23 protein-coding genes are annotated in these 24,007 nt (G+C 70.3%); 16 read left to right on the top strand and 7 right to left on the bottom strand.

Going from position 1 to position 24,007, the window contains the following annotated elements; genetic code table 11:
- From RT051_RS09015 to RT051_RS09025, 3 genes are all read right to left on the bottom strand, one after another.
- Positions 1–239: CNNM domain-containing protein (locus RT051_RS09015; protein WP_313075320.1), on the bottom strand; the 239-nt coding region annotated here is incomplete at its 3' end.
- A gap of 194 nt (positions 240–433) precedes the next feature.
- Entirely contained in the window at positions 434–1,387 is a 954-nt protein-coding gene (gene ispH, locus RT051_RS09020) for a 4-hydroxy-3-methylbut-2-enyl diphosphate reductase (protein WP_313075327.1), read from the bottom strand.
- A 3-nt stretch (positions 1,388–1,390) separates the two neighbouring features.
- The gene (locus RT051_RS09025) at positions 1,391–1,870 is read right to left on the bottom strand and encodes an FKBP-type peptidyl-prolyl cis-trans isomerase (protein WP_313075329.1); all 480 of its coding nucleotides are present in this window, start codon (positions 1,868–1,870) and stop codon (positions 1,391–1,393) included.
- A 67-nt stretch (positions 1,871–1,937) separates the two neighbouring features.
- Between RT051_RS09025 and radC the strand changes: the two genes are divergently transcribed.
- Both radC and RT051_RS09035 read left to right on the top strand, forming a co-directional pair.
- Complete coding sequence (gene radC / locus RT051_RS09030) at positions 1,938–2,654, top strand: RadC family protein (protein ID WP_313075332.1); 717 nt, start codon at positions 1,938–1,940, stop codon at positions 2,652–2,654.
- 89 nt (positions 2,655–2,743) lie between these two features.
- Positions 2,744–3,457 carry a Smr/MutS family protein gene (locus tag RT051_RS09035; protein ID WP_313075334.1) on the top strand — a complete coding sequence of 238 codons (714 nt, stop codon included), beginning with the start codon at positions 2,744–2,746 and terminating at the stop codon, positions 3,455–3,457.
- 24 nt (positions 3,458–3,481) lie between these two features.
- Here RT051_RS09035 and RT051_RS09040 read toward each other — a convergent pair whose 3' ends face one another.
- On the bottom strand, positions 3,482–4,852 hold the full coding sequence (locus tag RT051_RS09040) for a tryptophanase (protein WP_313075338.1): 1,371 nt from the start codon (positions 4,850–4,852) through the stop codon (positions 3,482–3,484).
- A gap of 231 nt (positions 4,853–5,083) precedes the next feature.
- Between RT051_RS09040 and RT051_RS09045 the strand changes: the two genes are divergently transcribed.
- From RT051_RS09045 to RT051_RS09105, 13 genes are all read left to right on the top strand, one after another.
- The gene (locus RT051_RS09045; RefSeq protein ID WP_313075340.1) at positions 5,084–6,118 is read left to right on the top strand and encodes a peptidase U32 family protein; all 1,035 of its coding nucleotides are present in this window, start codon (positions 5,084–5,086) and stop codon (positions 6,116–6,118) included.
- Between the two features lie 157 nt (positions 6,119–6,275).
- Positions 6,276–7,205 carry a U32 family peptidase gene (locus RT051_RS09050; RefSeq protein WP_313075345.1) on the top strand — a complete coding sequence of 310 codons (930 nt, stop codon included), beginning with the start codon at positions 6,276–6,278 and terminating at the stop codon, positions 7,203–7,205.
- 37 nt (positions 7,206–7,242) lie between these two features.
- Positions 7,243–7,761, top strand: a complete 519-nt coding sequence (locus RT051_RS09055) for an SCP2 sterol-binding domain-containing protein (protein ID WP_313075348.1) — start codon at positions 7,243–7,245, stop codon at positions 7,759–7,761.
- The gene (locus tag RT051_RS09060; RefSeq protein ID WP_313075351.1) at positions 7,758–8,159 is read left to right on the top strand and encodes a putative zinc-binding protein; all 402 of its coding nucleotides are present in this window, start codon (positions 7,758–7,760) and stop codon (positions 8,157–8,159) included. The genes RT051_RS09055 and RT051_RS09060 overlap by 4 nt, the downstream gene beginning before the upstream one ends.
- Complete coding sequence (locus tag RT051_RS09065; RefSeq protein WP_313075355.1) at positions 8,152–8,736, top strand: UbiX family flavin prenyltransferase; 585 nt, start codon at positions 8,152–8,154, stop codon at positions 8,734–8,736. The genes RT051_RS09060 and RT051_RS09065 overlap by 8 nt, the downstream gene beginning before the upstream one ends.
- 63 nt (positions 8,737–8,799) lie before the next feature.
- The gene (locus RT051_RS09070; RefSeq protein ID WP_313075358.1) at positions 8,800–10,290 is read left to right on the top strand and encodes a UbiD family decarboxylase; all 1,491 of its coding nucleotides are present in this window, start codon (positions 8,800–8,802) and stop codon (positions 10,288–10,290) included.
- 100 nt (positions 10,291–10,390) lie between these two features.
- Positions 10,391–11,242, top strand: a complete 852-nt coding sequence (locus RT051_RS09075) for a J domain-containing protein (RefSeq protein ID WP_313075361.1) — start codon at positions 10,391–10,393, stop codon at positions 11,240–11,242.
- Positions 11,243–11,403: 161 nt separating this feature from the next.
- Positions 11,404–12,330 carry a LysR family transcriptional regulator gene (locus tag RT051_RS09080; protein WP_313075365.1) on the top strand — a complete coding sequence of 309 codons (927 nt, stop codon included), beginning with the start codon at positions 11,404–11,406 and terminating at the stop codon, positions 12,328–12,330.
- 34 nt (positions 12,331–12,364) lie between these two features.
- On the top strand, positions 12,365–13,786 hold the full coding sequence (leuC, locus tag RT051_RS09085; RefSeq protein ID WP_313075368.1) for a 3-isopropylmalate dehydratase large subunit: 1,422 nt from the start codon (positions 12,365–12,367) through the stop codon (positions 13,784–13,786).
- A 43-nt stretch (positions 13,787–13,829) separates the two neighbouring features.
- Positions 13,830–14,057, top strand: a complete 228-nt coding sequence (locus RT051_RS09090) for a hypothetical protein (protein WP_313075372.1) — start codon at positions 13,830–13,832, stop codon at positions 14,055–14,057.
- A gap of 10 nt (positions 14,058–14,067) precedes the next feature.
- A complete protein-coding gene (leuD, locus tag RT051_RS09095; protein ID WP_313075375.1) occupies positions 14,068–14,721 on the top strand; it encodes a 3-isopropylmalate dehydratase small subunit in 654 nt (217 codons plus the stop codon).
- 244 nt (positions 14,722–14,965) lie between these two features.
- Positions 14,966–16,036, top strand: a complete 1,071-nt coding sequence (leuB, locus tag RT051_RS09100; protein WP_313075378.1) for a 3-isopropylmalate dehydrogenase — start codon at positions 14,966–14,968, stop codon at positions 16,034–16,036.
- A gap of 119 nt (positions 16,037–16,155) precedes the next feature.
- Positions 16,156–16,614 (top strand): RidA family protein, encoded by a 459-nt coding sequence (locus tag RT051_RS09105; RefSeq protein ID WP_313075382.1) that lies wholly within the window; start codon positions 16,156–16,158, stop codon positions 16,612–16,614.
- Between the two features lie 68 nt (positions 16,615–16,682).
- Here RT051_RS09105 and RT051_RS09110 read toward each other — a convergent pair whose 3' ends face one another.
- The 3 genes from RT051_RS09110 to RT051_RS09120 all read right to left on the bottom strand — a co-directional run bounded on the left by RT051_RS09110 (position 16,683) and on the right by RT051_RS09120 (position 22,680).
- Entirely contained in the window at positions 16,683–18,257 is a 1,575-nt protein-coding gene (locus tag RT051_RS09110) for a methyl-accepting chemotaxis protein (protein ID WP_313075385.1), read from the bottom strand.
- A 19-nt stretch (positions 18,258–18,276) separates the two neighbouring features.
- A complete protein-coding gene (gene parC, locus RT051_RS09115; RefSeq protein ID WP_313075387.1) occupies positions 18,277–20,625 on the bottom strand; it encodes a DNA topoisomerase IV subunit A in 2,349 nt (782 codons plus the stop codon).
- Between the two features lie 72 nt (positions 20,626–20,697).
- Entirely contained in the window at positions 20,698–22,680 is a 1,983-nt protein-coding gene (locus tag RT051_RS09120) for a DNA topoisomerase IV subunit B (RefSeq protein ID WP_313075390.1), read from the bottom strand.
- Between the two features lie 91 nt (positions 22,681–22,771).
- Between RT051_RS09120 and RT051_RS09125 the strand changes: the two genes are divergently transcribed.
- Complete coding sequence (locus RT051_RS09125) at positions 22,772–24,007, top strand: MFS transporter (protein WP_313075393.1); 1,236 nt, start codon at positions 22,772–22,774, stop codon at positions 24,005–24,007.

The raw sequence follows: 24,007 nt of genomic DNA on the forward strand, positions 1-24,007 counted from the left end.
TTGGCCAGCGCCGCCTCGCCCACGATGCCGTTGAGCACGCCGATGGAGGTGATGCCGATCTGGATGGTGGACAGAAAGCGCGTCGGGTCCTCGCCCAGCTTGGCGGCGGCGATGGCGCCGCTGTCGCCCTCATCGATCAGCCGCTGCAGCCGTGCACGGCGCGCGGACACCAGGGCCAGCTCGGACATGGCGAACAGCCCGTTGAGCACGATGAGGGCAAAAAGTAGGGCGATTTCCATGGTCGGGGAGCCCCGTGGCTCCCGGCGTGTGAAGGGGCGGCCATTGTATGAAGACCTGCATTGTGCAAGGGCTTGTCACCACCACCCGTGGCAGGCGGCGCATGAATGTGTCAGTTGACACGCCAAAACAGCCGAAAACCCTTGCTGGACAAGGGCTTGATGCTACCAAAAAAGAAGCAGGCCCCGGATCGCCTTCAGGCCGTGGGCGCAGCGTCCAGCTTCAAACCCTTGGGCAGCGGGAACTTCACCGTCTCCGGGGTACCGTCCATCTTGCGCACGGCCACCGCGCCCAGGGCCTTGATGCGCTGGACCACCTCCTGCACCAGCACCTCGGGGGCGGAGGCGCCCGCGGTCAGGCCCACGCGCGAGACGCCCTCGAACCACCCGGGCTGCAGCTCATCGGCGCTGTCCACCATGTAGGCCGGGCGGCCCATGCGCGCGGCCAGCTCGCGCAGGCGGTTGCTGTTGGAGCTGGTGGGACTGCCCACCACGATGACCAGGTCCACCTGCGGGCTCAGCAGCTTGACCGCGTCCTGGCGGTTCTGCGTGGCATAGCAGATGTCCTGCTGCTTGGGCTCGCGGACCTGTGGAAAGCGCGCGCGCACGGCGGCGGTGATCTCGGCGGCGTCGTCCACGCTCAAGGTGGTCTGCGTGACCACGGCGAGCCTGTCGGTCTGCGCCGGCTGCACGCGCGCCACATCCTGCACGTCCTCGACCAGATGGATGCCGCCGTCGAGCTGCCCCATGGTGCCCTCGACCTCGGGGTGACCCTTGTGGCCGATCATGATGAATTCGTAGCCCTCGCGGGCCAGTTTGGCGACCTCGACGTGCACCTTGGTCACCAGCGGGCAGGTGGCGTCGAAGATGGAGAAGCCCCGCGCGCGGGCCTCCTCCTGCACTGCGCGGCTGACGCCGTGCGCCGAGAACACCAGCGTCGCGCCGGGCGGCACCTCGGCCAGGTCCTCGATAAAGATCGCCCCCTTGGCCTTCAGGTCGTTCACCACGTAGGTGTTGTGCACGATCTCGTGGCGCACGTAGATCGGCGCGCCGAACTTGGCCAGCGCCCGCTCGACGATCTCGATGGCGCGGTCCACCCCCGCGCAGAAGCCACGCGGCTCGGCCAGGAGGATTTCACGGGGGTCCTGCATGGCTTACAGCACCCCGATGACCAGGACTTCGAAGGTGACGGGCACGCCCGCCAGCGGGTGGCTGAAGTCAAAGCGCACCGCGCCGTCGGCGCGCACCTGCAGGGCCACGCCGGCGTACTGGCCCCTGCCGTCGGGCGTCGGGAACTGCACCACGTCGCCCACGCGGTATTCCTCCTGCGGGTCGCCCAGCTCGTCGAGCAGCTTGCGGGCCACCCACTGCTGCATGTCCGGGTTGCGCTCGCCGAAGGCTTCGCCCGCGGCCAGCTCGAACGTGGCGCGCGCGCCCTCGGGCAGGCCGATCAGGCGCTGCTCCAGCGCCGGCGACAGCTCGCCCGTGCCCACGGTGAGCGTGGCGGGCTTGTCGGCGAAGGTGTTGATGACGTCGCCCGCGGGCCCGGCCAGGCGGTAGTGCAGCGTAAGGAAGGAACCCTCTGCCACGGCGGGCGTGTCGGCGGTGGGGGCGGCAGCGGCGGATGCGGTCATGGCGGCGGGGGAAGTGGCACAAGGCTGGATAAACTGCCCGCCATTGTAGGAACACGGCTACAACCCCATGCCCCTCAAGGACCTGCCGACCCAGGCCCAGCCGCGCGAGAAGCTGCTCGCGCGCGGAGCCGCCGCGCTCTCGGACGCGGAACTGCTGGCCATCGTGCTGCGCACCGGCATGGCCGGCAAAGGCGTGCTGCAACTGGCCGGCGAGCTGCTGTCGCCGCCCGAACGCGACGGCGCCACAGGCCAGCTCACGGGCGGGGGCTTTGGCGGCATCGCCGGTCTGCTGCACGCGAACGCGGGCGAGCTCGCGCGCATCAAGGGGCTGGGTCCGGCCAAGCGCGCCGAGCTGCTGGCGGTGCTGGAGCTGGCGCGCCGGGCGCTGGCCGAGCAGCTGGCCGAGCGCGCCGTGTTCGACTCGCCCGGCGCCGTGCGCCACTACCTGCAGCTGCACCTGGCGGCGCGCACGCACGAGGTCTTCGCCGCCCTGTTCCTGGACAGCCAGCACCGGCTGATCGCCATGGAGGAGCTGTTTCGCGGCACCCTCACGCAGACCAGCGTTTATCCGCGCGAGGTGGTGCTGCGCGCCCTGCAGCACCACGCCGCCGCCGTCATCCTGGCGCACAACCACCCCAGCGGCAGCGTGCAGCCCAGCCGCGCCGACGAAGCCCTCACGCAGACGCTCAAGAGCGCCCTGGCACTGGTGGACGTGCGCGTGCTCGACCACATCATCGTCGCGCCGGGGGCCTCGCTGTCCATGGCCGAACAGGGCCTGGTGTAGCGCCCGGCATGGGGCCTGGCCCGGGGCGCGGCGCCAATACCGCGACCCCCGCCGCGGGCTTGGCAGTTGCGGTACAACCGGCGCGCGCCATGAATGCCCCCGCCCCGGGTCGCCCACCCGCCCGCACCCACATCGCCGTCCGCTCCTTTGCCGACCTCAAGCCCCTGCGCCGCGCCCTGGCGCAGGCCGCGGCCGAGGCGGCCGAGCGCGAGCGCCTGCGCGCCGAGGCCGAGCGGCGCGAGCGCGCCGAACGCCAGCTGTTCGCCCACAGCGTGGGGCCGGTGCAGCCGCTCAAGGGGCTGCAGGCGCGCCACTGGCACGCCGCCGAGCCGCCCGAGCCGGTGCCGGTGCAGCGCCAGCTCGACGAGGCGCGCGTGCTGCGCGAGTCCATCAGCGACGAGTTCGACGTGACCACGCTGCTGGACGTGGACGACCAGCTGAGCTTTCGCCGCCCGGGCATGGGTCTGGACGTGACGCGCAAGCTGCGCTCGGGCGCCTGGAGCATCCAGCGCCACCTGGACCTGCACGGCCTGCGCACCGACGAGGCGCGCGAGGCCCTGGGCGAGTTCATCCGCCTGGCGCACCGCACCGGCCTGCGCTGCGTGCGCGTGGTGCATGGCAAGGGCCTGGGTTCGCCCGGCAGGACGCCCGTGCTCAAGGGCCGGGTGCAGCGCTGGCTGGTGCAGAAGAAAGAGGTGCTGGCCTTCGTGCAGGCGCGGCCGCTCGACGGCGGCGCGGGCGCGCTGGTGGTGCTGCTGCAGCCGGGCCGGCAGCGCAACCTGCCGGGCAACCGTCCGGGCTGAGCAGCCCCGCTTTCAGAGCCGGGCTCAGACCCAGGCGCATTCGCACGTGAAGTGGCGCAGGAATTTGGGCTGCCTGGTGATCTTCACGCCGCGGATGCTGGCGGCTTTTTCCTTGACTTCGGCGATGACCTCGGCGGCGTAGTCGAAGTGGCTCTGCGTGTACATGCGCCGCGGAAAGGCCAAGCGCACCAGCTCCATGCTGTGAAAGGTCTCGGTGCCGTCCTCCAGCCGCTTGCCGAACATGACCGAGCCGATCTCCACGCCGCGGATGCCGCCTTCCAGGTACAGCGCGTTGCACAGCGCCCAGGCCGGGTAGTGCTCGACCGGCATGTCCGGCAGCACGCTGCGTGCGTCGATATACACGGCGTGGCCGCCGGTGGGCTTGACGAAGTTGACGCCCGCCGCCTCCAGCCGCTCGCCCAGGTACTCGGCGGTGCGCAGGCGGTAGCGCAGGTAGTCCTCTTCCATGCCCTCCTGCAACCCCACGGCCAGGGCTTCGAGGTCGCGCCCAGCCAGGCCCCCGTAAGTCGGGAAGCCCTCCATCATGATCAGGCCGTTCCTCACGCCGTCCAGCCACTCGTCCGAGCGCAGCACGATGAAGCCGCCGATGTTGACCATGCCGTCCTTCTTGGCGCTCATGGTGGCGCCGTCGGCATACGAGAACATCTCGCGCACGATCTCCGGGATGGGCGTGTTCTCGTAGCCCGGCTCGCGCATCTTGATGAACATGGCGTTCTCGGCGAAGCGGCACACGTCCATGACCAGCGGCTTGCCGTATTTCTTCAGGAGCTGGGCATAGGCCCGGATGTTGGCCATCGACACCGGCTGGCCGCCCCCGGTGTTGTTGGTGACGGTGAGCATGCCGAACGGGATGCGCGCGCCCTCGGCCTTGAGCACTGCCTCGGCCCGCTCCAGGTCGATGTTGCCCTTGAACGGGTGCAGCAGCGCCGGCTGCAGGCCCTCGGCGATGACCAGGTCCTGCGCGGTGACGCCCATGAACTCCAGGTTGCCGCGCGTGGTGTCGAAGTGGCAGTTGTTGGGCACCAGGTCGCCGGCCTTGCAGACGGCGGAAAACAGCACCTTCTCGGCCGCCCGGCCCTGGTGCGTGGGCACGAAGTGCTGCATGCCGGTGAGGTCCTGGATGACCTTCTCCAGCCGGTAGTAGCTGCGCGCGCCGGCATAGCTCTCGTCGCCCTCCATGATGGCGCCCCACTGGCGGCTGGACATGGCGCCGGTGCCCGAGTCGGTCAGCCAGTCGATCAGCACGTCCTCGGCGCGCAGCTTGAAGACGTTCAGGTGCGCCTCCTCCAGCAGCTGCTCGCGCTGGGCGCGGGTGGTCATGCGGATGGGCTCGACGCTTTTGATGCGGAAGGGCTCGATCAGGGTCTTGGGCATGGGTCAACTCTCCAGTCGGTGACGAATGGAGGCGGAAGGTAGCCCTGGCAGGGCGGTCGTGGTGTCGGTTTTTTCCAACGCGGGTGCCCCTTCCGCAGGCCCCGGGTCAAACCCGAGTGTTTTGTTAGGGCATTGGCCGGTGGCCTTGAGGCAGATCAGACCGCGGGTTTTCCCCGGGTCTTAAGGTGCACGGCTGGTTCTTCTTTGGCGCCCTGGCGCCGCATCGCACCGATGGCTCCTGCCGCCCCCGACACCCCAACCGCCGCCCCCGAGCTGGTCTGCCCTGCCGGCAGCCTGCCGGCCTTGAAGGCCGCCATCGACCACGGCGCCGACTGCGTCTATCTGGGCCTGCGCGATGCCACCAACGCGCGCAACTTCGCCGGGCTCAATTTCGACGAGGCGGCCGTCCAGAGCGGCATCGCCTACGCCCGCGAGCGCGGGCGCCGCGTGCTGCTGGCCCTCAACACCTATCCGCAGGCATCCAACCCCGCGCCCTGGCGCCAGGCGCTGGACCGCGCCGCCGCCTGGGGCATCCATGCGGTGATCCTGGCCGACCCGGGCCTGATGCGCTACGCCTGCGAGCGCCACCCGGGGCTGCGCCTGCACCTGTCGGTGCAGGGCTCGGCCACCAACCACGACGCCATCAACCTGTACCACGCGCAGTTCGGCGTCCAGCGCGCGGTGCTGCCGCGCGTGCTGTCGCTCGAACAGGTGCGCCAAGTGGTGCAGCGGACGCCCGTGGAGATCGAGGTCTTCGGCTTCGGCAGTCTGTGCGTGATGGTCGAGGGACGCTGCGCCCTGTCGTCGTACGCCACGGGCGAATCGCCCAACACGCACGGCGTGTGCTCGCCGCCCAGGGCCGTGCGCTGGCAGGACACGCCCCGGGGGCTGGAGTCGCGCCTGAACGGCGTGCTGATCGACCGCTACGCACCGGGAGAGAACGCGGGCTACCCGACGCTGTGCAAGGGCCGCTTCGACGTCGGCGACGAGCGCGACTACTACGCGCTGGAGGAGCCCACCAGCCTGAACACCCTGGAGCTGCTGCCCCAGCTCGTGAAGATGGGCGTGCGGGCCTTCAAGATCGAAGGCCGCCAGAGAAGCCCGGCCTACGTGGCGCAGGTGACGCAGGTCTGGCGCGAGGCCATCGACCACTGCATGGCGCAGGGCCACCTGTACGCGACCCGGACCGCCTGGATGGCCAGCCTAGACCAGGTGGCCGAAGGCCAGCAGCACACGCTGGGGGCCTATCACCGTCCATGGAAATGAAGCAAGCCGGCATGGGCGTGCCCCCTCTCCCGCGTGCGGGAGAGGGCGGGGGTGAGGGCGCCAGACCCGAGCGCTGCGCCCGAATCACCCCTCGCCCCCACCCTCTCCCCCAAGGGGCGAAGGAACCGTCCCCGCCCCTCTTATCCAAAGTCCCACGATGAAACTCTCCCTGGGCCCCCTGCTGTACTACTGGCCGCGCGAAACGGTGTTCGAGTTCTACCAGGCCATGGCCGAGACGGCGCTGGACGTCGTCTACGTCGGCGAGGCCGTGTGCTCGCGCCGCCACGAGCTGCGCGCCAGCGACTGGCTGGACATCGCGCGCATGCTGCGGGACGCGGGCAAGCAGGCCGTGCTCTCGACCCTGGTGCTGCTGGAGTCCACCAGCGACGTGGCCGCCATGCGCCGCCTGGTGCAGGACAGCGAGGGCTTCCTGGTCGAGGCCGGCGACATGGGCGCGGTGCAGACCCTCACGCAGGCCGGGCGGCCCTTCGTCGCCGGCGCGCAGCTCAACCTGTTCAACGCCGAGGCGCTGGACTGGATGGCGGGCCTGGGCGCCTGCCGCTGGGTGGCGCCGCTGGAGATGCGCGAGAGCGACCTGGCGCTGCTGCAGGCGTCGCGCCGGCCAGCGCTGCAGACCGAGGTCTTCGCCCACGGCCGCATGCCGCTGGCCTACTCGGCGCGCTGCTTCACTGCACGCCACTACAACCTGCCCAAGGACGACTGCGGTTTTTCCTGCCTCCGGCACCCCGACGGCCAGGTCCTGTCCACCCGCGAGGGCGAGGACTTCCTGGTGCTCAACGGCATCCAGACGCAGTCCTCGCGCGTGCACACCTTGATCCAGGAAGTGCCCCGCCTGCGCGCGCTGGGGGTGGACGTGCTGCGCCTGAGCCCGCAGTCGGCGCACATGCCACAGGTCATCGCGGCCTTCGACGCCGCGCGCCGCGCGCCGGCGGCCGACCCCGGCGCGCTCGAGCGGCTGCGCCCCTGGCTGCCCGCGCCGCCCTGCAACGGCTACTGGCACGGCCGGCCCGGGCTGGAGCTGGTCGGCCCGGCCGGCGCCCCGCAGCCCCTTGCCACCCCCGCCTGAGCGCACACGCGCCGCCCCACCGCTTGCCGGAGCCGCCATGCCCCCTGCCCCCGCCCCTGCCTACACCCTGCCCCGCCCCGTGGGCGCGCTGCTTGCGCGCCTGCCGGCCTACCCGGGCTCGGCCCTGCTGGTGGCCGCCCTCAACCGGGCGCTGGCGCCCCAGCTGCCGCCCGACGTGGGCGCGCTGCTGCAGGGCCGGCGCCTGGCGATCCGCGTGCGCGACGCGCGCGTGGGCTTCGACTTCACCTGGGCCGGCGGGCGCTTCGTCCCCCGCGCCCCACACGCCCGGCCCGACCTGGCCATCTGCGCCAACGCGCAGGACTTCCTGCTGCTGGCGCAGCGCCGCCAGGACCCGGACACGCTGTTCTTCAACCGCCGCCTGCTCATGGAGGGCGACACCGAGTTGGGCCTGGTGGTGAAGAACGCGCTGGACGCGCTGGAGCTGCCCGTGTTCGACGCCGCGCACTGGGCGCCGCGCGCCGTGCTGGCACGCCGCGCACCGGCACTGGCGCGCCTGCTGCCACCCGCGCCCCGCGGGCCCGGAGCCCGGCCATGACGCAGGCGCCCCCGGCCGACCTGCCGCCATTGGTCTATTCCTGCTCCGGCTGCTCCAGCGCCGCGCAGCTGGCCAACCACGTCGCCGTGCAGCTGGACCGGCGCGGCACGGCCGAGATGTCGTGCATCGCCGGCGTGGGCGGCGACGTGCCCAGGCTGGTCCGGCTGGCCACGTCGGGCCGGCCCATCGTCGCACTCGACGGCTGCCCGCTGGTGTGCGTCAAGAGCGTGCTGGCGCGCCACGGTGTAGAGCCCGCGCGGCACTACCTGATGCACGAGCACGGCGTGAAGAAGCGCACGCACCAGGACTTCGACGCGCAGCAGGCCGCCCAGGTGTTGCGGCACATCGAGGACGACCTGGCGGCGCGCCCCCTGGCCGCTCCCGCCCGCCATGGCTGAGCGCGCGCGCATCGTCGTCGGCATTTCGGGCGCCAGCGGCGCCATCTACGGCGTGCGCCTGCTGCAGGCGCTGCGCGCGCTGGGCACGGCCGAGACGCACTTGGTCGTCTCCGGCGTCGGCTGGCGCACGCTCGGGCACGAGCTGGGCCTGGCGCCGGCCGACCTGCAGGCGCTGGCCGACGTGGTGCACGACGCCGCCAACGTGGGCGCCAGCATCGCCAGCGGCTCGTTCGGGGTGCAGGCCATGGTGGTTGCGCCGTGCTCCATGCGCACCCTGGCGGCCATTGCCCACGGCCTGTCGGACAACCTGCTGACCCGCGCGGCGGACGTCCAGCTCAAGGAGCGCCGCCGCCTGGTGCTGCTCGCGCGCGAGTCGCCCCTGCACCTGGTGCACCTGCGCAACATGGCCACGGTGACCGAGCTGGGCGCCATCGTCTGCCCGCCCGTGCCGGCTTTCTACCAGCGCCCGGGCAGCGTGGAGGAGATCGTGCAGCACACCGTGGGCCGCACGCTGGACCTGCTGGGCATCGCCCATGCGCTGGCCCCGCGCTGGCAGGGGCTGGCGCCGCAGGCATGACGGATCGCTCTCTTTTGAATAGCTGAAACCCGGCGCCAATGCTGGGGTTCGTCGGGATTTTTCTTGAAAACACACTACCGCGACCTGCGCGGCTTCCTAGCCGTTCTTGAAGCCGCAGGCGAGCTGCGCCGCATCACCGAGCCCGTCTCGCCCCACCTGGAGATGACCGCCCTGAGCGACCGCGTGCTGCGCGCCGGCGGCCCGGCCCTGCTGTTCGAAAACCCCACGGGCCACCGCCTGCCCGTGCTCACCAACCTGTTCGGCACGCCCGCGCGCGTGGCGCGGGCGCTGGGCGTGTCCAGCCTGGCCGAGGTGCGCGCCTTCGGTGAGGTGCTGGCCGATCTGAAGGAGCCGCAGCCACCCGAGGGCGCGGGCGGCCTGTGGCGCCAGCGCGGGCTGCTGGCCGCGCTGTGGCGCATGCTGCCGCAGGAGGTGCGGCGCCCGCCCTGCCAGCAGGTGGTGTTCGAGGGGGACGACGTGGACCTGACCCGCCTGCCCGTGCAGCACTGCTGGCCGGGCGACGTGGCGCCGCTGGTCACCTGGGGCCTGACCATCACGCGCGGGCCGCACAAGGCGCGGCAGAACCTGGGCATCTACCGCCAGCAGCTGCTGTCGCGCAACGAGCTGATCGTGCGCTGGCTGGCGCACCGGGGCGGGGCGCTGGACTTTGCCGAGCACTGCCGCCAGCACCCCGGCTGGCCCTATCCGGTGGCGGTGGCCATCGGCGCCGACCCGGCCACCCTGCTGGGCGCCGTCACCCCGGTGCCCGACAGCCTGTCCGAATACCAGTTCGCCGGCCTGCTGCGCGGCGCGCGCACCGAAGTCGCCCCTGCCCTGGGCGTGCCGCTGTCGGTGCCGGCGCACGCCGAGATCGTGCTGGAGGGGCACATCCACCCCGACGCCGCGCACCCCAGCGGCTGGCGCCACGCCATGGAAGGCCCCTACGGCGACCACACGGGCTATTACAACGAGCGCGCCGAGTTCCCCGTCATGACGGTGGAGCGGTTGACGCGGCGCAGCGACGCCCTCTACCACAGCACCTACACCGGCAAGCCGCCCGACGAGCCGGCCATGCTGGGCCTGGCCCTCGCCGAGCTGTTCGTGCCGCTGATCCAGCGCGCCTTTCCCGAGATCCTGGACTTCTACCTGCCGCCGGAGGCCTGCAGCTACCGGATGGCCGTAGTGCGCATCAGGAAGAGCTATGCCGGCCACGCGCGGCGCGTGATGATGGGCGTGTGGAGCCACCTGCGCCAGTTTCTCTACACCAAGTTCATCATCGTCGTCGACGAGGACGTGGACGCACGCGACTGGCGCGAGGTGGTCTGGGCCATGACCACGCGCATGGACCCGGCGCGCGACACGCTCATCATCGAGCACACGCCCATCGACTACCTGGACTTCGCCTCGCCCGTGCCGGGCCTGGGCAGCAAGATGGGATTGGACGCGACCAACAAGTGGCCCGGCGAGACCCAGCGCGAGTGGGGCCGTACCCTGGCCATGGAGCCGGCGGTCACGGAGCGCATGGACGCGCTGGCGCAGGCGCTGGGGCTGTAGCGCCCGCGCCTGCCCGCGTCTGCCCGTGCCTGCCCGCGCCCTTGCGCTGCTAGCGGACACAATAGCGCCTGGTGGGGCATGAGGACAAAAAGGGGAGCGCATGAACGCTGCGGGCACGGGGCTGCACACGCATTACGACACGCTGAAGGTGGCGCGCGACGCGCCGCCCGAAGTGGTGCGCGCCGCCTACCGGGTGCTGGCGCAGAAATACCACCCGGACAAATGGGCCGGCGACGGGGAGGCGCAGCAGCTGATGCAGGCCATCAACGCGTCCTACGCCGTGCTCATGGACGAGGGGCAGCGCGCGCAGCACGACGCCTGGATCCGGGATGAGGAGCGCCGCCGGCGCCCGTTCGCGCCCCCGGGCCCCGGCGCTGCCCCGCCCACGCCGCCGTCGCCTCCGCCGCCTCGGCCCGAGCCGCCGCCGCATCGGCAGGAGCCGCCCCCCCGTCCCGCCGCGCCGCCGAGCCAGGAGCCGCCCCGGCCCCAGGGCGCCCAGGCAGGCTGGAAAGCCCCCTCCCCCCCACCCCCGGCGGACCGCATGGCTCAGGACGCCCTGCGCGCCGGCGCGGCACGCCGCAGGCGTGCGGTGGTGGCCGGTGTCCTGCTGACCGGGGCGGCGCTCACCTTCGCCCTGCTGGACGAAGCCCCGGCGCAGGACCCGCCCGGTCCTCTGGCCCGGGCCTGGGCCGCGCTGCGCTCGGGCGGCGAGCGGCCCGGCCCGGCCCTGGCCGATGCCCAGAGCCGCCAGCGGCGCGACCAGGACTTTCGCCGCATTACTGCCGTGCACCCCGACGCCCGCTCCATCGTCGCCAGCCGCGGCTTTGTCGCCTGGAGCCTGCGCGAGGGCCAGCAGCGCCAGGAGGAGGTCAGCCGCATCGTGCACTCGGGCACGCCCGAGGAGGTCATCACCCTGCTCTCGCAGTACAAGGAAGCGTCGGGCCGGCGCTGACGGCCGCAGCCTGCCGCGGCCGTGCAGTCATCGCCAGGCGCGATGCCTGACCCGCTGCTTTGGCAGGCCGGCCGTCGCCGTCCGAGACCCCGCGGGGCGCTTTCATCAGGGAAAATCGCTCTACCCTCTCGACCCGAGAGGCCCGCCCCGCCCGAGCCCACATGAAACCCGAACGCAGCTTCACCCGCCGCATTGACCTGACCTCGCTGCAACTGTTCGTTGCCGTGTGCGAGACGGGCAGCATCGGCCGGGCGGCGCAGCAGGAATTCATCGCGCCCTCGGCCGTGAGCAAGCGCCTGTCGGACCTGGAGGCCGCGCTGGGCGCGCCGCTGCTGTACCGCCACAGCCGCGGGGTGACGCTGACGCCCGCCGGCGAGAGCCTGCTGCACCACGCGCGCAACGTGCTGTTCGGTCTGGAGCGCATGCAGGGCGAGCTGTCGGAGTACGCCGGCGGCGTGCGCGGCCACGTGCGCATGCACGCCAACATCTCGGCCATCGTGCAGTTCCTGCCCGAGGATCTGGGGGGCTTTGCGCGCACGCACGGCCAGGTCAAGGTGGACCTGCACGAGCGCCTGTCGCCCGAGGTGCTGCAGGCCGTGCAGGAGGGCTCGGCCGACCTGGGGCTGTGCCACGTGGGCACGGCCGCGCACGGCCTGCAAAGCCGCCCCTATCGCTGCGACGAATTGGTGCTGGTCGTGCCGCAAGCCCATGCCCTGAACGGGCTTACAGCTATCAAATTCGAAGACGTGCTGGACTGCGACATCGTCGGCCTGCACGCCGGCAGCTCCATCAGCCTGGCCATGCGGGCGGCGGCGGCGCAGGCCGGCAAGACCCTGCGCCAGCGCATCCAGGTCACGGGCCTGGACGCGATGTGCCGCATGATCGACAACGGCCTGGGCGTGGGCCTGCTGCCCGCGCGCGCCTTTGCCCTGCTGCAGGGCATGGGGCGCCTGGTGGCCGTGCCGCTGGACGAGCCCTGGGCGCGGCGTGCGCTGTGCCTGGTGGCGCGGGATTTCTCCACCCTGCCGCCGGCCGCGCGGCTGCTGGCCGAGCACCTGGTGCCGCCGGCCGGCGCCGATATCGCCTGATCCTTCTTTTTCCAACCTGCGAGACGAGACCGCCATGGGACGCACCCTGTACGACAAGATCTTCGACGAACACGTCGTCCACACCGAGGAAGACGGCACGGCCGTGCTCTACATCGACCGCCACCTGGTGCACGAAGTGACCAGCCCGCAGGCCTTCGAGGGGCTGCGCGAAGCCGGCCGCAAGGTCTGGCGCACCAGCTCCATCGTCGCCACGGCCGACCACAACACCCCGACCACCGGCTGGGAGCTGGGCTATGACGGCATCGCCGACCCCATCAGCCGCGAGCAGATCGTGACGCTGGACAAGAACATCGCCGAGCACGGCGCGGCGGCGTTCTTTCCGTTCATGAGCCGGCGCCAGGGCATCGTCCACGTCATCGGCCCGGAGAACGGCGCCACGCTGCCGGGCATGACGGTGGTCTGCGGCGACAGCCACACCAGCACGCACGGCGCCTTCGGGGCGCTGGCGCACGGCATCGGCACGAGCGAGGTCGAGCACGTCATGGCCACGCAGACGCTCTTGGCCAAGAAGGCCAGGAACATGCTGGTCAAGGTCGAGGGCCGCGCCGCGCCCGGCATCACCGCCAAGGACATCGTGCTTGCCATCATCGGCAGGATCGGCACCGCCGGCGGCACGGGCTACACCATCGAATTTGCCGGGCAGGCGATCCGCGACCTGTCCATGGAAGGCCGCATGACGGTCTGCAACATGGCCATCGAGGCCGGCGCCCGCGCCGGCCTGGTGGCGGTGGACGACAAGACCATCGACTACCTGCGCGGCCGGCCCCTGTCGCCCACGGGCGTGGAGTGGGACCAGGCTGTCGCCTACTGGAAGACGCTGCGCTCCGACCCCGACGCGAAGTTCGACGCCATCGTCGAGCTGCGCGCGGAGGACATCGTGCCCCAGGTCACCTGGGGCACCAGCCCCGAGATGGTGCTGGGCGTGGACGCGCGCGTGCCCGACCCCGACAAGGAGAAGGACGCCACCCGGCGCACCGACATGGAGCGCGCTCTGACCTACATGGGCCTGGAGCCGGGCAAGCCACTGATCGACGTCTTCGTGGACAAGGTCTTCATCGGCTCGTGCACCAACAGCCGCATCGAGGACATCCGCGAGGCTGCCGCGGTGGTGAGAAAGCTCGGCCAGAAGGTGGCCCGGAACGTCAAGCAGGCCATGGTCGTGCCCGGCTCGGGCCTGGTCAAGGAGCAGGCCGAGGCCGAGGGTCTGGACATCGTCTTCAAGGCCGCGGGCTTCGAGTGGCGCGAGCCCGGCTGCTCAATGTGCCTGGCCATGAACGCCGACCGGCTGGAGCCCGGCGAGCGCTGCGCATCGACTTCCAACCGCAACTTCGAAGGCCGCCAGGGCGCGGGCGGGCGCACGCACTTGGTGAGCCCCGCCATGGCGGCGGCAGCTGCCATTCACGGCCATTTCGTGGATATTCGGCAGTTCGCGTAACCGTTCTTTTTCTGTTTCATTCCTCACCTACCGGAGAACCACTATGAAAGCTCTCAACCCCCTGCTGATCGCCGGCTTCGCCGCCATGACGCTTGCCGGCTGCAACACCTGGGAAGGCGCCAAACAGGACGCACGCGAGGCCGGTCAGGCGACGGGGCGCGGCATCGAGAAGGCCGGCCAGGCCACGGGCCGCGGACTGGAAAAGGCGGGCGAAGCCACCGGCCGCGGCATCGAGAAGGCGGGCGAGAAGATCCAGGGCGTCGCCAAGTAACCCCGCGTCCATGCAGCAATTCACCCTTCACAAGGGCCTGGTCGCGCCCATGGACCGGGAGAACGTCGATACCGACGCCATCATCCCGAAGCAGTTCCTCAAGTCGATCAAGAAGACGGGCTTCGGGCCCAACCTGTTCGACGAGTGGCGCTACCTGGACCAGCCCGGCCAGCCGGGCGTGCCAGAGAGCGCGCGCCGCCCCAACCCGGATTTCGTGCTAAACCAGCCGCGCTACGCCGGCGCCAGCATCCTGCTGGCGCGCAAGAACTTCGGCTGCGGCTCCAGCCGCGAGCACGCGCCCTGGGCGCTGGAGCAGTACGGCTTTCGCGCCATCATCGCGCCGAGCTTTGCCGACATCTTCTTCAACAACTGCTTCAAGAACGGCCTGCTGCCCATCGTGCTGCCCGAGCGCGTGGTCGACGGCTTGTTCAACGAGGTCTTCGCCTTTCCCGGCTACGAGCTGACCATCGACCTCGAGCGCCAGGTCATCGTGCAGCCGCAGGGCCAGGAGATCGCCTTCGAGGTCAATGCCTTTCGCAAGTACTGCCTGCTGGGCGGCTACGACGACATCGGCCTGACGCTGCGGCACAAGGACAAGATCGCCGCCTTCGAGGCCGAGCGCCTGGCGACCAAGCCCTGGCTGGCACGCACCATGGCGGCGTAGGGGCCGACCCTCTTTCTCCTTCCCCCTCTGGGGAAGGCGGGGATGGGGGCTGGTTGGCTCATGCAGCCGCGGCTGGCTGATTTACCGCGGCTGGCCCCCACCCTGCCCTCCCCCCGAGGGGGGAGGAAGCAGAGCCGGAAAGCGGCCGCAATCATCTCCTGTAGTTTCTTAAAAAATCCGCCTCAACTCCTTGTCAGTCAATGGCAGGCAGCTATCAATTCAAGAGCGAAAAAAAGGTCAAACCATGAAGATTGCAGTTCTCCCCGGCGACGGCATCGGCCCCGAAATCGTTGCCGAAGCCGTCAAGGTGCTGGGCGCCCTGGACCTGAAGTTCGAGATGGAAGCCGCCCCGGTCGGCGGCGCCGCGTACGAAGCCGCGGGCCACCCGCTGCCCGAGGCCACGCTGAAGCTGGCCCAGGGCGCCGACGCCATCCTGTTTGGCGCCGTGGGCGACTGGAAGTACGACACGCTCGACCGTCCGCTGCGCCCCGAGCAGGCCATCCTGGGCCTGCGCAAGCACCTGGGCCTGTTCGCCAACTTCCGCCCCGCCATCTGCTACGAGCAGCTGGTGGCTGCCAGCAGCCTGAAGCCCGAGCTGGTCGCGGGCCTGGACATCCTGATCATCCGCGAGCTGACGGGCGACATCTATTTTGGCCAGCCGCGCGGTCGGCGAACGGCTGACGACGGGCACTTTCCCGGCGCCGAGGAGGCCTTCGACACCATGCGCTACTCGCGCCCCGAGATCGAGCGCATCGCCCGCGTGGCATTCGAGGCGGCCAGGAAGCGCAGCAAGAAGGTCACCAGCGTGGACAAGGCCAACGTGCTGGAGACCTTCCAGTTCTGGAAGGACGTGGTCACCGAGGTGCACCAGGACTACCCCGACGTGCAGCTGGAACATATGTACGTGGACAACGCCGCCATGCAGCTGGTCAAGGCACCCAAGGCGTTCGACGTGATCGTCACCGGCAACATGTTCGGCGACATCCTCTCGGACGAGGCCTCCATGCTGACGGGCTCCATCGGCATGCTGCCCTCGGCCTCGCTCAACGACAGGAAACAGGGCCTGTACGAGCCCAGCCACGGCAGCGCCCCCGACATCGCCGGCAAGGGCGTGGCCAACCCGCTGGCGACCATCCTGTCGGCGGCCATGATGCTGCGCTTCTCGCTGGGCCAGGCCGAGGCCGCCGACCGCATCGAGGCCGCCGTCAAGCGCGTGCTGGCGCAGGGCCTGCGCACGCCGGACATCCACAGCGAGGGCACGACCCGCGTGGGCACGGCGCAGATGGGCGACGCCGTGGTGGCGGCGCTGGGCTGAGAGCGCGCAGAGGGCGCCCGCAGCGCCCCCGGCAGGCGCAGCGCCCGCCAGCCCGGCCTGTGCAACACTTGCCTTTTTTGCAGGAGCGCGCCCGCGCTCCTTTTTTCTGGAGCCTTCCCATGAGCGTCTACGACAAGCTGAAAGCGCTGGACATCACCCTGCCCCCCGTGGCCGTGCCCGCCGCGGCCTATGTGCCCTACGTGCAGACCGGCAACCTGGTGTTTCTCTCCGGCCACATCGCCCGCAAGGACGGCAAGCCCTGGGCGGCGCAGTTCGGCCGCGACATCTCGACCGAGGAAGGCCAGGCCGCCGCCCGCGCCGTGGCGATCGACCTGCTGGGCACGCTGCACGCGGCCACCGGCGGCGACCTGAACCGCGTCAGGCGCATCGTCAAGCTGATGAGCCTGGTCAACTCCACCGGCGACTTCACCGAGCAGCACCTGGTGACCAACGGCGCCAGCGAGCTGATGGGCGAAGTGTTCGGCGACGCCGGCAAGCACGCGCGCAGTGCCTTCGGCGTGGCGCAGATCCCCCTGGGTGCCTGCGTGGAGATCGAGCTGATCGCCGAACTGGCCTGACAGCCTTTAGCTCCCATTACGATAGCTGCATACCCTTGTCCCACAAGGGCTGAGGCCTGTTTCAGCCATCACCTTGAGACAGGGCCGCGCGACTGAAGCCCTTCCACCTGGAAGGCGCCCACCACCTGCGTCAGTTGCTGTGCCTGCTCGCGCAGGCTTTGCGCCGCGGCGGCGCTCTGCTCGACCAGCGCGGCGTTCTGCTGCGTCATCTGGTCGAGCTGCCCTACCGCCTGGTTGACCTGCGCGACGCCCGCGCTCTGCTCGGCGGCGGCCGCCGTCACCTCGCCGATCATGTCGGCCACGCGCTGCACGGACTGCACGATGTCGTCCATGGTGCTGCCCGCCTGCCGCACCAGGCGCGAACCGCTGCCGACCCGCTCGACGGACGTGTCGATCAGCGCCTTGATCTCGCGCGCGGCCGACGCCGAGCGCTGCGCTAGCTGGCGCACCTCGCCCGCCACCACGGCAAAGCCCCGGCCCTGCTCGCCGGCGCGCGCGGCCTCCACCGCGGCGTTCAGCGCCAGGATGTTGGTCTGGAAGGCGATGCCGTCGATCACGCCGATGATGTCGGCGATCCGGTGGCTGCTGGTCTGAATGTCCTCCATGGTGGAGACCACCTCGCTCACCACGGAGCCGCCGCGCAGCGCCACCTCGCGCGCACCGCCGGCCAGCTGGCTGGCCTGCGCGGCGCTACCGGCGGTCTGGGCGATGGTGCTGGCGAACTGCTCCATGGCCGCGGCCGTCTGCTGCAGGTTGCTGGACGTGCTCTCGGTGCGCGCCGACAGGTCCTGGTTGCCGCTGGCGATCTCGGCGCTGGCCAGGGCGATGCTGTCGGTGCTGCCGCGCACCTGCCGCACCATGCCCGCCAGCGCCTCGCGCATGGCCGCCAGCGAAGCCAGCAGCTCACCGAACTCGTCGCCCCGCCCGGCACCCTCCAACCCCTGGTCGCGCAGCTCGCCCTGGGCGATGCGCGCAGCCACCCGGTTGGCCTGTGCCAGCGGCCGCTGGATGCTGCGGATGAGAAAGTGCGCCCCGGCGATGATGGCCAGCAGCAGCGCGGCCACGGCCACGCCGGCCATCTTCACGGTGGCCATGCGGGCATCGGCCATGGCTGCCTGGCGCTCGTCGGCCTGCTGCTCCAGCAGCTGCACCAGCTGGCGCAGCGTACCCAGGTAGGCCTGCACGGCCGGGGTCAGGGACTGCAGGACCAGCTTTGCGGCGCCGTCGTAATCGCTCTCGCCCCGCAGCTGCCGCGCCTGCGCCCGCAGCTGGGCCATGGCGCCGCGCGCGCTGGCGATGCGCGCCATCTGCTCGCGCGCGGGGCCGGGCAGCGGCATGGCTTCGAGCGCCTTCTGCATCTCGGTGATGCGCTCGCTGGTGGAGGCGAGGTCGGCCTCGAAGGCCTGCTCCACCGCCATTTCGCTGCTGAGTACCAGCGCCAGGGTGCGCGCCGCGTTGAGTTCGGTCGCCGCCATCCAGCGGGACGCCAGCTGCAGGCTGCGCGCTGACTGCTGCGCGGCCGCGTCGGCCTCGGCCTGCGCCCTGGCCGAGCGGTAGCCCGAGGCGCCCACCACGGCCACCAGCGCCACCACGATGGCGGCCACCGCCAGCCAGAGCCGGGAGGACAAGCGTAGGGTTTTCATGGCGACGGACCCTCTTCTTTCATTCCACCCGCGTCACTTCGGCCACCTTGAAACCCAGGTCGGCCGCCTTGCCCTTTTTGCCGCGCGCGGCCCGGGCATTGTTGAGCGAGCGGATCTCCAGCTGCTCCTCGCGCGCGCGCCCACCGCGGCCGATGCCGGCAAAGCGCACGCTGCGCGTGTAGGCGGCCGCGCCGGCCAGCTGATCCTTGTCGTCCAGGTCGATCAGCATCAGGCCGCGCCCGCCCTTCTCCATGAACTTCATCTCGGCGATCTCGAAGGTCAGGATGCGTCCGCCCACCGAGGCGCAGCAGACGTGCGTGGCCGGCAGCAGGCTCTGGCTGGCGCTGGTGAACGCGGCATGCGAGGGCCGGCACAGCTGCTCGCCCTGGCCCAGGGTGATGAAGGCCTTGCCGCCGCGGTTGCGCCCGGTCATGTGCTCCACGGTGCTGACGAAACCGTAGCCGCCCGAACCCGCCAGCACCAGCGCGGCGCTGGCCGGGCCGGCGAAGTAGTGCACCGGCTGCGTGCCCGCTTCCAGCTCGATCAGCGTGGTGACGGGCTGGCCGTCGCCGCGCCCGCCGGGCAGGCTCGCCACCGCCACCGAATACACCCGGCCGTTGCTGCCGAAGACGATCAGCGTGTCCACCGTGCGGCACTCGAAGGTGCCGTAGAGCTGGTCGCCCGCTTTGACGGTGAAGCTGGCGGCATCGAGCCCGTGGCCCTGGCGCGCCCGCACCCAGCCCTTTTGCGACACGATGACGGTGACCGGCTCGTCGGGCACGCGCACCTCGGCCACGGCGCGGCGCTCTTCCTGAATCAGCGTGCGACGCGCGTCGGCAAACTGTTTGGCGTCGGCTTCGATCTCGCGCACCATCAGCCGGCGCAGCGAGGCGGGGTTGCCCAGGATGTCTTCGAGCTTGCCCTGCTCCTCGCGCAGCTCTTTCAGTTCCTGCTCGATCTTGATGGCTTCCAGCCGCGCCAGCTGGCGCAGGCGGATCTCCAGGATGTCCTCGGCCTGTCGGTCCGACAGGCTGAAGCGCTCGATCAGCGCCGCCTTCGGCTCGTCGGCTCCGCGGATGATGGCAATGACCTCGTCGATGTTGAGCAGCACGATCTGCCGCCCCTCGAGGATGTGAATGCGGTCTTGCACCTTGGCCAGGCGGTGCTGGCTGCGCCGCGTGATGGTCTGCTGGCGAAAGGCGATCCATTCCTCCAGCATCTGGCGCAGCGACTTCTGCACCGGCCGGCCGTCCAGCCCCACCATGGTCAGGTTGATGGGCGCGGACGTTTCCAGACTGGTGTGCGCCAGCAGCGCCGTGGTCAGCTCGGCCTGCGCGATCTTCGAGGTCTTGGGCTCGATGACCAGGCGCACCGGCGCGTCCTTGCTGGACTCGTCGCGCACGCCGTCCAGCAGCGCCAGCATGCTGGCCTTCAGTTGCACCTGCTCGGGGCTCAACGCCTTCTTGCCGGTCTTGACCTTGGGGTTGGTCAGCTCCTCGATCTCTTCGAGCACCTTCTGCGTCGACACGCCGGGCGGCAGCTCGGTCACCACCAGCTGCCACTGCCCACGGGCGAGTTCCTCGATCTTCCAGCGCGCGCGCACTTTCAGCGAGCCGCGGCCGCTCCGGTACGCCGCCTGGATCTCGGCGCTACTACTGATGATCTGCCCGCCGCCGGGGTAGTCCGGGCCGGGGACCAGCGCGAACAGCGCGTCGTCGTCCAGCTTCGGCGTCTTGACCAGCGCCACGCAGGCATCGGCCACCTCGCGCAGGTTGTGGCTGGGGATCTCGGTCGCCAGGCCCACGGCAATGCCGCTGGCGCCATTGAGCAGCGCGAACGGCAGCCGCGCCGGCAGCTGGCGCGGCTCCAGCGTCGAGCCGTCGTAGTTGGGCACGAAGTCCACCGTGCCCATGTCGATCTCGTCGAGCAGCAGGCTGGTGATGCGCGCCAGCCGCGCCTCGGTGTAGCGCATGGCGGCCGCGCCGTCGCCGTCGCGGCTGCCGAAGTTGCCCTGGCCGTCGATCAGCGGGTAGCGCTGGTTGAAGTCCTGCGCCAGGCGTACCAGTGCGTCGTAGGCCGACTGGTCGCCATGCGGGTGAAAGCGGCCCAGCACGTCGCCCACCACGCGGGCGCTCTTGACCGGCTTGGCCGCCGTGTTGCGGTTCGGGCCGCTGTAGCCCAGCCCCATCTCGCCCATGGCGTAGAGGATGCGCCGCTGCACCGGCTTCATGCCGTCGCACACATCGGGCAGCGCCCGGCCCTTGACGACGGACAGGGCGTATTCGAGATAGGCGCGCTGGGCGTAGCTGGCCAGCGAATCATCCGCCTGCGGGGCGGGCGAGAGATCGAGAGCGGGTTGTTCTGTCATGCTTCAAAAACAGGAGCTGCCAGCGCTTGACTGGCAAGGGCTGGAGGCCAAAAAGACTAGTAATCAGTGAGCTTAGATATCGACGTCCACCGTATCGCCGTGCAGCTCCATCAGCTCGCGCCGCGACCCTGCCTCGCCCTTGCCCATCAGGCGCGTCATCAGCGCCTCGGTGGCCTCGCGGCCGGCCGCGCCCAGCTGCACCGGCAGCAGGCGCCGGGTGTCGGGGTTCAGCGTGGTCTCCCACAGCTGCTCGGCGTTCATCTCGCCCAGGCCCTTGAAGCGGCTGATCTGGCAGCGCTCGCGCGCCACGCCTTCCTTGGCGGCCTTGTCCAGGATGGCGGACAGTTCTGCCTCGTCCAGCGCATAGAGCTTGGCCGCCGGCTTCTTGCCGCGCGCGGGGATGTCCACGCGAAAGAGCGGCGGGCGCGCCACGTAGATGTGGCCGGCCTCGATCAGCTTGGGGAAGTGGCGGAAGAACAAGGTGAGCAGCAGCACCTGGATGTGCGAGCCGTCCACGTCGGCGTCCGACAGGATGCAGATCTTGCCGTAGCGCAGGCCCGACAGGTCGGGCTCGTCGTTCGGCCCGTGCGGGTCCACGCCGATGGCCACCGCGATGTCGTGCACCTCGGTGTTGGCGAACAGCCGGTCGCGCTCGACCTCCCAGGTGTTGAGCACCTTGCCGCGCAGCGGCAGGATGGCCTGGGTCTCCTTGTCGCGGCCCATCTTGGCGCTGCCGCCGGCGCTGTCGCCCTCGACCAGGAAGACTTCGTTGTACTGGATGTCGCGGCTTTCGCAGTCGGTGAGCTTGCCCGGCAGCACGGCCACGCCCGAGCCCTTTTTCTTCTCGACCTTCTGGCCCGCGCGCTGCCGGGTCTGGGCGGCCTTGATGGCCAGTTCGGCCAGTTTCTTGCCGTATTCGACGTGCTGGTGCAGCCACAGCTCCAGCGCCGGGCGCACGAAGCTGCTGACCAGCCGCACGGCGTCGCGCGAATTCAACCGCTCCTTAATCTGGCCCTGGAATTGCGGGTCCAGCACCTTGGCCGACAGCACGTAGCTGGCGCGGGCAAACACGTCCTCGGGCATCAGCTTGACGCCCTTGGGCAGCAGGCCATGCAGCTCGATGAAGCTTTTCACGGCCTGGAACAGGCCATCGCGCAGGCCGCTGTCGTGCGTCCCGCCAGCGCTCGTCGGGATCAGGTTGACGTAGCTCTCGCGCACCGGCGCGCCTTCTTCGGTGAAGGCCACGGCCCAGGCCGCGCCCTCGCCTTCCGCGAAGCTGTCGTTGCCGGCGTCGGCGAAGCCCTCGCCCTCGAACAGGGGGATGACCGGGTCCACCGGCAGCGTCTGAGTCAGATAGTCGCGCAGGCCGCCCTTGTATTGCCAGGTGGTCGTCTCGCGCGTCTTTTCGTTGAACAGCGTGACGGCGACGCCCGGCATCAGCACCGCCTTGCTGCGCAGGAGGTGCGTCAGCTCGCCCATGGGCAGGTGGCTGGACTCGAAATATTTGGCATCCGGCCAGGCACGCACCGTCGTGCCCTGCTTGCGCTCGCCCGACTGCAGCGGGCGGGCGACCAGCGGCTCGACCACGTCGCCGCCGGCAAACACCAGGCGCGCCACCTGGCCCTCGCGGTGCGTGGCCACTTCCATGCGCGTGGACAGCGCGTTGGTCACCGACACGCCCACGCCGTGCAGGCCGCCCGAGAAGCTGTATGCCCCGCCCTTGCCCTTGTCGAACTTGCCGCCGGCGTGCAGCCGAGTGAAGACCAGCTCGACCACGGGGGCCTTTTCTTCCGGGTGCAGACCGAACGGGATGCCGCGGCCGTCGTCCTCGACGCTGACCGAGCCGTCGGCATGCAGCGTCACGCGGATTTTCTTGCCATGGCCCGCCAGCGCCTCGTCGGCGGCGTTGTCCAGCACCTCCTGGATGATGTGCAGCGGGTTGTCGGTGCGGGTGTACATGCCCGGGCGCTGCTTGACGGGCTCCAGGCCCTTCAGGACGCGGATGGAGCGCTCGCCGTAGTCGTTGGCGGGTTGGTTCTGTGCTTTGCTGGCCATGGCGGCGGATTGTAGGACTGTGGTTATGAACAGTATTTTGCGCCTTTCGCGCGCCCGACGCGGTCTGCGGGTTTTCGCTACATTTGCGCCGATGCACTCCGCCTCCCCTCCGCCGCCCCGCCTGTCCATGGTGCAGGTGCTCGCCTGCGGCGCCGCCGTCGTCACCCTGTCCATGGGCATCCGCCATGGCTTTGGCCTGTGGCTTGCACCCGTCACGCAGGACATGGGCTGGACGCGCCAGACCTTCGCCCTGGCCATGGCGATCCAGAACATCTCCTGGGGCGTGTTCGGCATCTTCGGCGGCATGCTGGCCGACCGCTTCGGCGCCTTTCGCGTGCTGATCGGCTGCGCGCTGCTGTATTCGCTCGGCCTGGCCGGGATGGCGCTGTCGCCCACGCCGCTGCTGTTTGCTCTGACCACCGGCGTGCTGATCGGCGCGGCCCAGGCCGGCACCACCTATGCCGTGATTTATGGCGTGCTCGGGCGGCAGATCAGCGCCGACAGGCGCTCCTGGGCCATGGGCGTGGCGGCGGCGGCGGGCTCGTTCGGCCAGTTCCTGATGCTGCCGCTGGAGGGTCAGCTGATCGCCAGCCTGGGCTGGCAGACCGCGCTGCTGGTGCTCGCGGCCATGGCGCTGCTCATCGTGCCCCTGGCCTTCGGCCTGCGCGAGCCGGGCTTTGATGCACGGGGCCGGCAGGCGCCGGGTAGCCGGGGCCAGAGCATCGGCCAGGCCGTGGCCGAGGCGCTGCGCCACCCGAGCTTTCTGCTGCTGACGGCAGGCTATTTCGTCTGCGGCTTCCAGGTGGTCTTCATCGGCGTGCACATGCCCAGCTATCTGAAGGACCATGGCCTGTCGCCCCAGGTGGCCAGCTTCGCACTGGCGCTGATCGGGCTGTTCAACGTCTTTGGCACCTACCTGGCCGGCAGCCTCGGCCAGCGCCTGCAAAAGCGCACCATCCTGGTCTTCATTTACTGGGCGCGTGCGGTGGTCATCACCGTCTTCCTGCTGGTGCCGCTGTCGCCTGCCTCGGTCTATGTGTTCTCGGCCGTCATGGGGGCGCTGTGGCTGTCCACCGTGCCGCCGACCAACGCCGTGGTGGCGCAGATCTTCGGCGTGCAGCACCTGTCCATGCTCAGCGGTTTCGTGTTCTTCAGTCACCAGATCGGCAGCTTCATGGGCGTGTGGCTGGGCGGCTACCTGTACGACCGCACGGGCAGCTACGACATCGTCTGGTACCTGGCGGTGCTGCTCGGCGTGCTGGCCGGCCTGGTCAACCTGCCCGTGCGCGAGAACGCCATCGTGCGGCCCGCGCCGCAGGCGGCCTGA

It is taken from the genome of Melaminivora sp., from assembly GCF_032059615.1.
Taxonomy (GTDB): domain Bacteria; phylum Pseudomonadota; class Gammaproteobacteria; order Burkholderiales; family Burkholderiaceae_C; genus Melaminivora.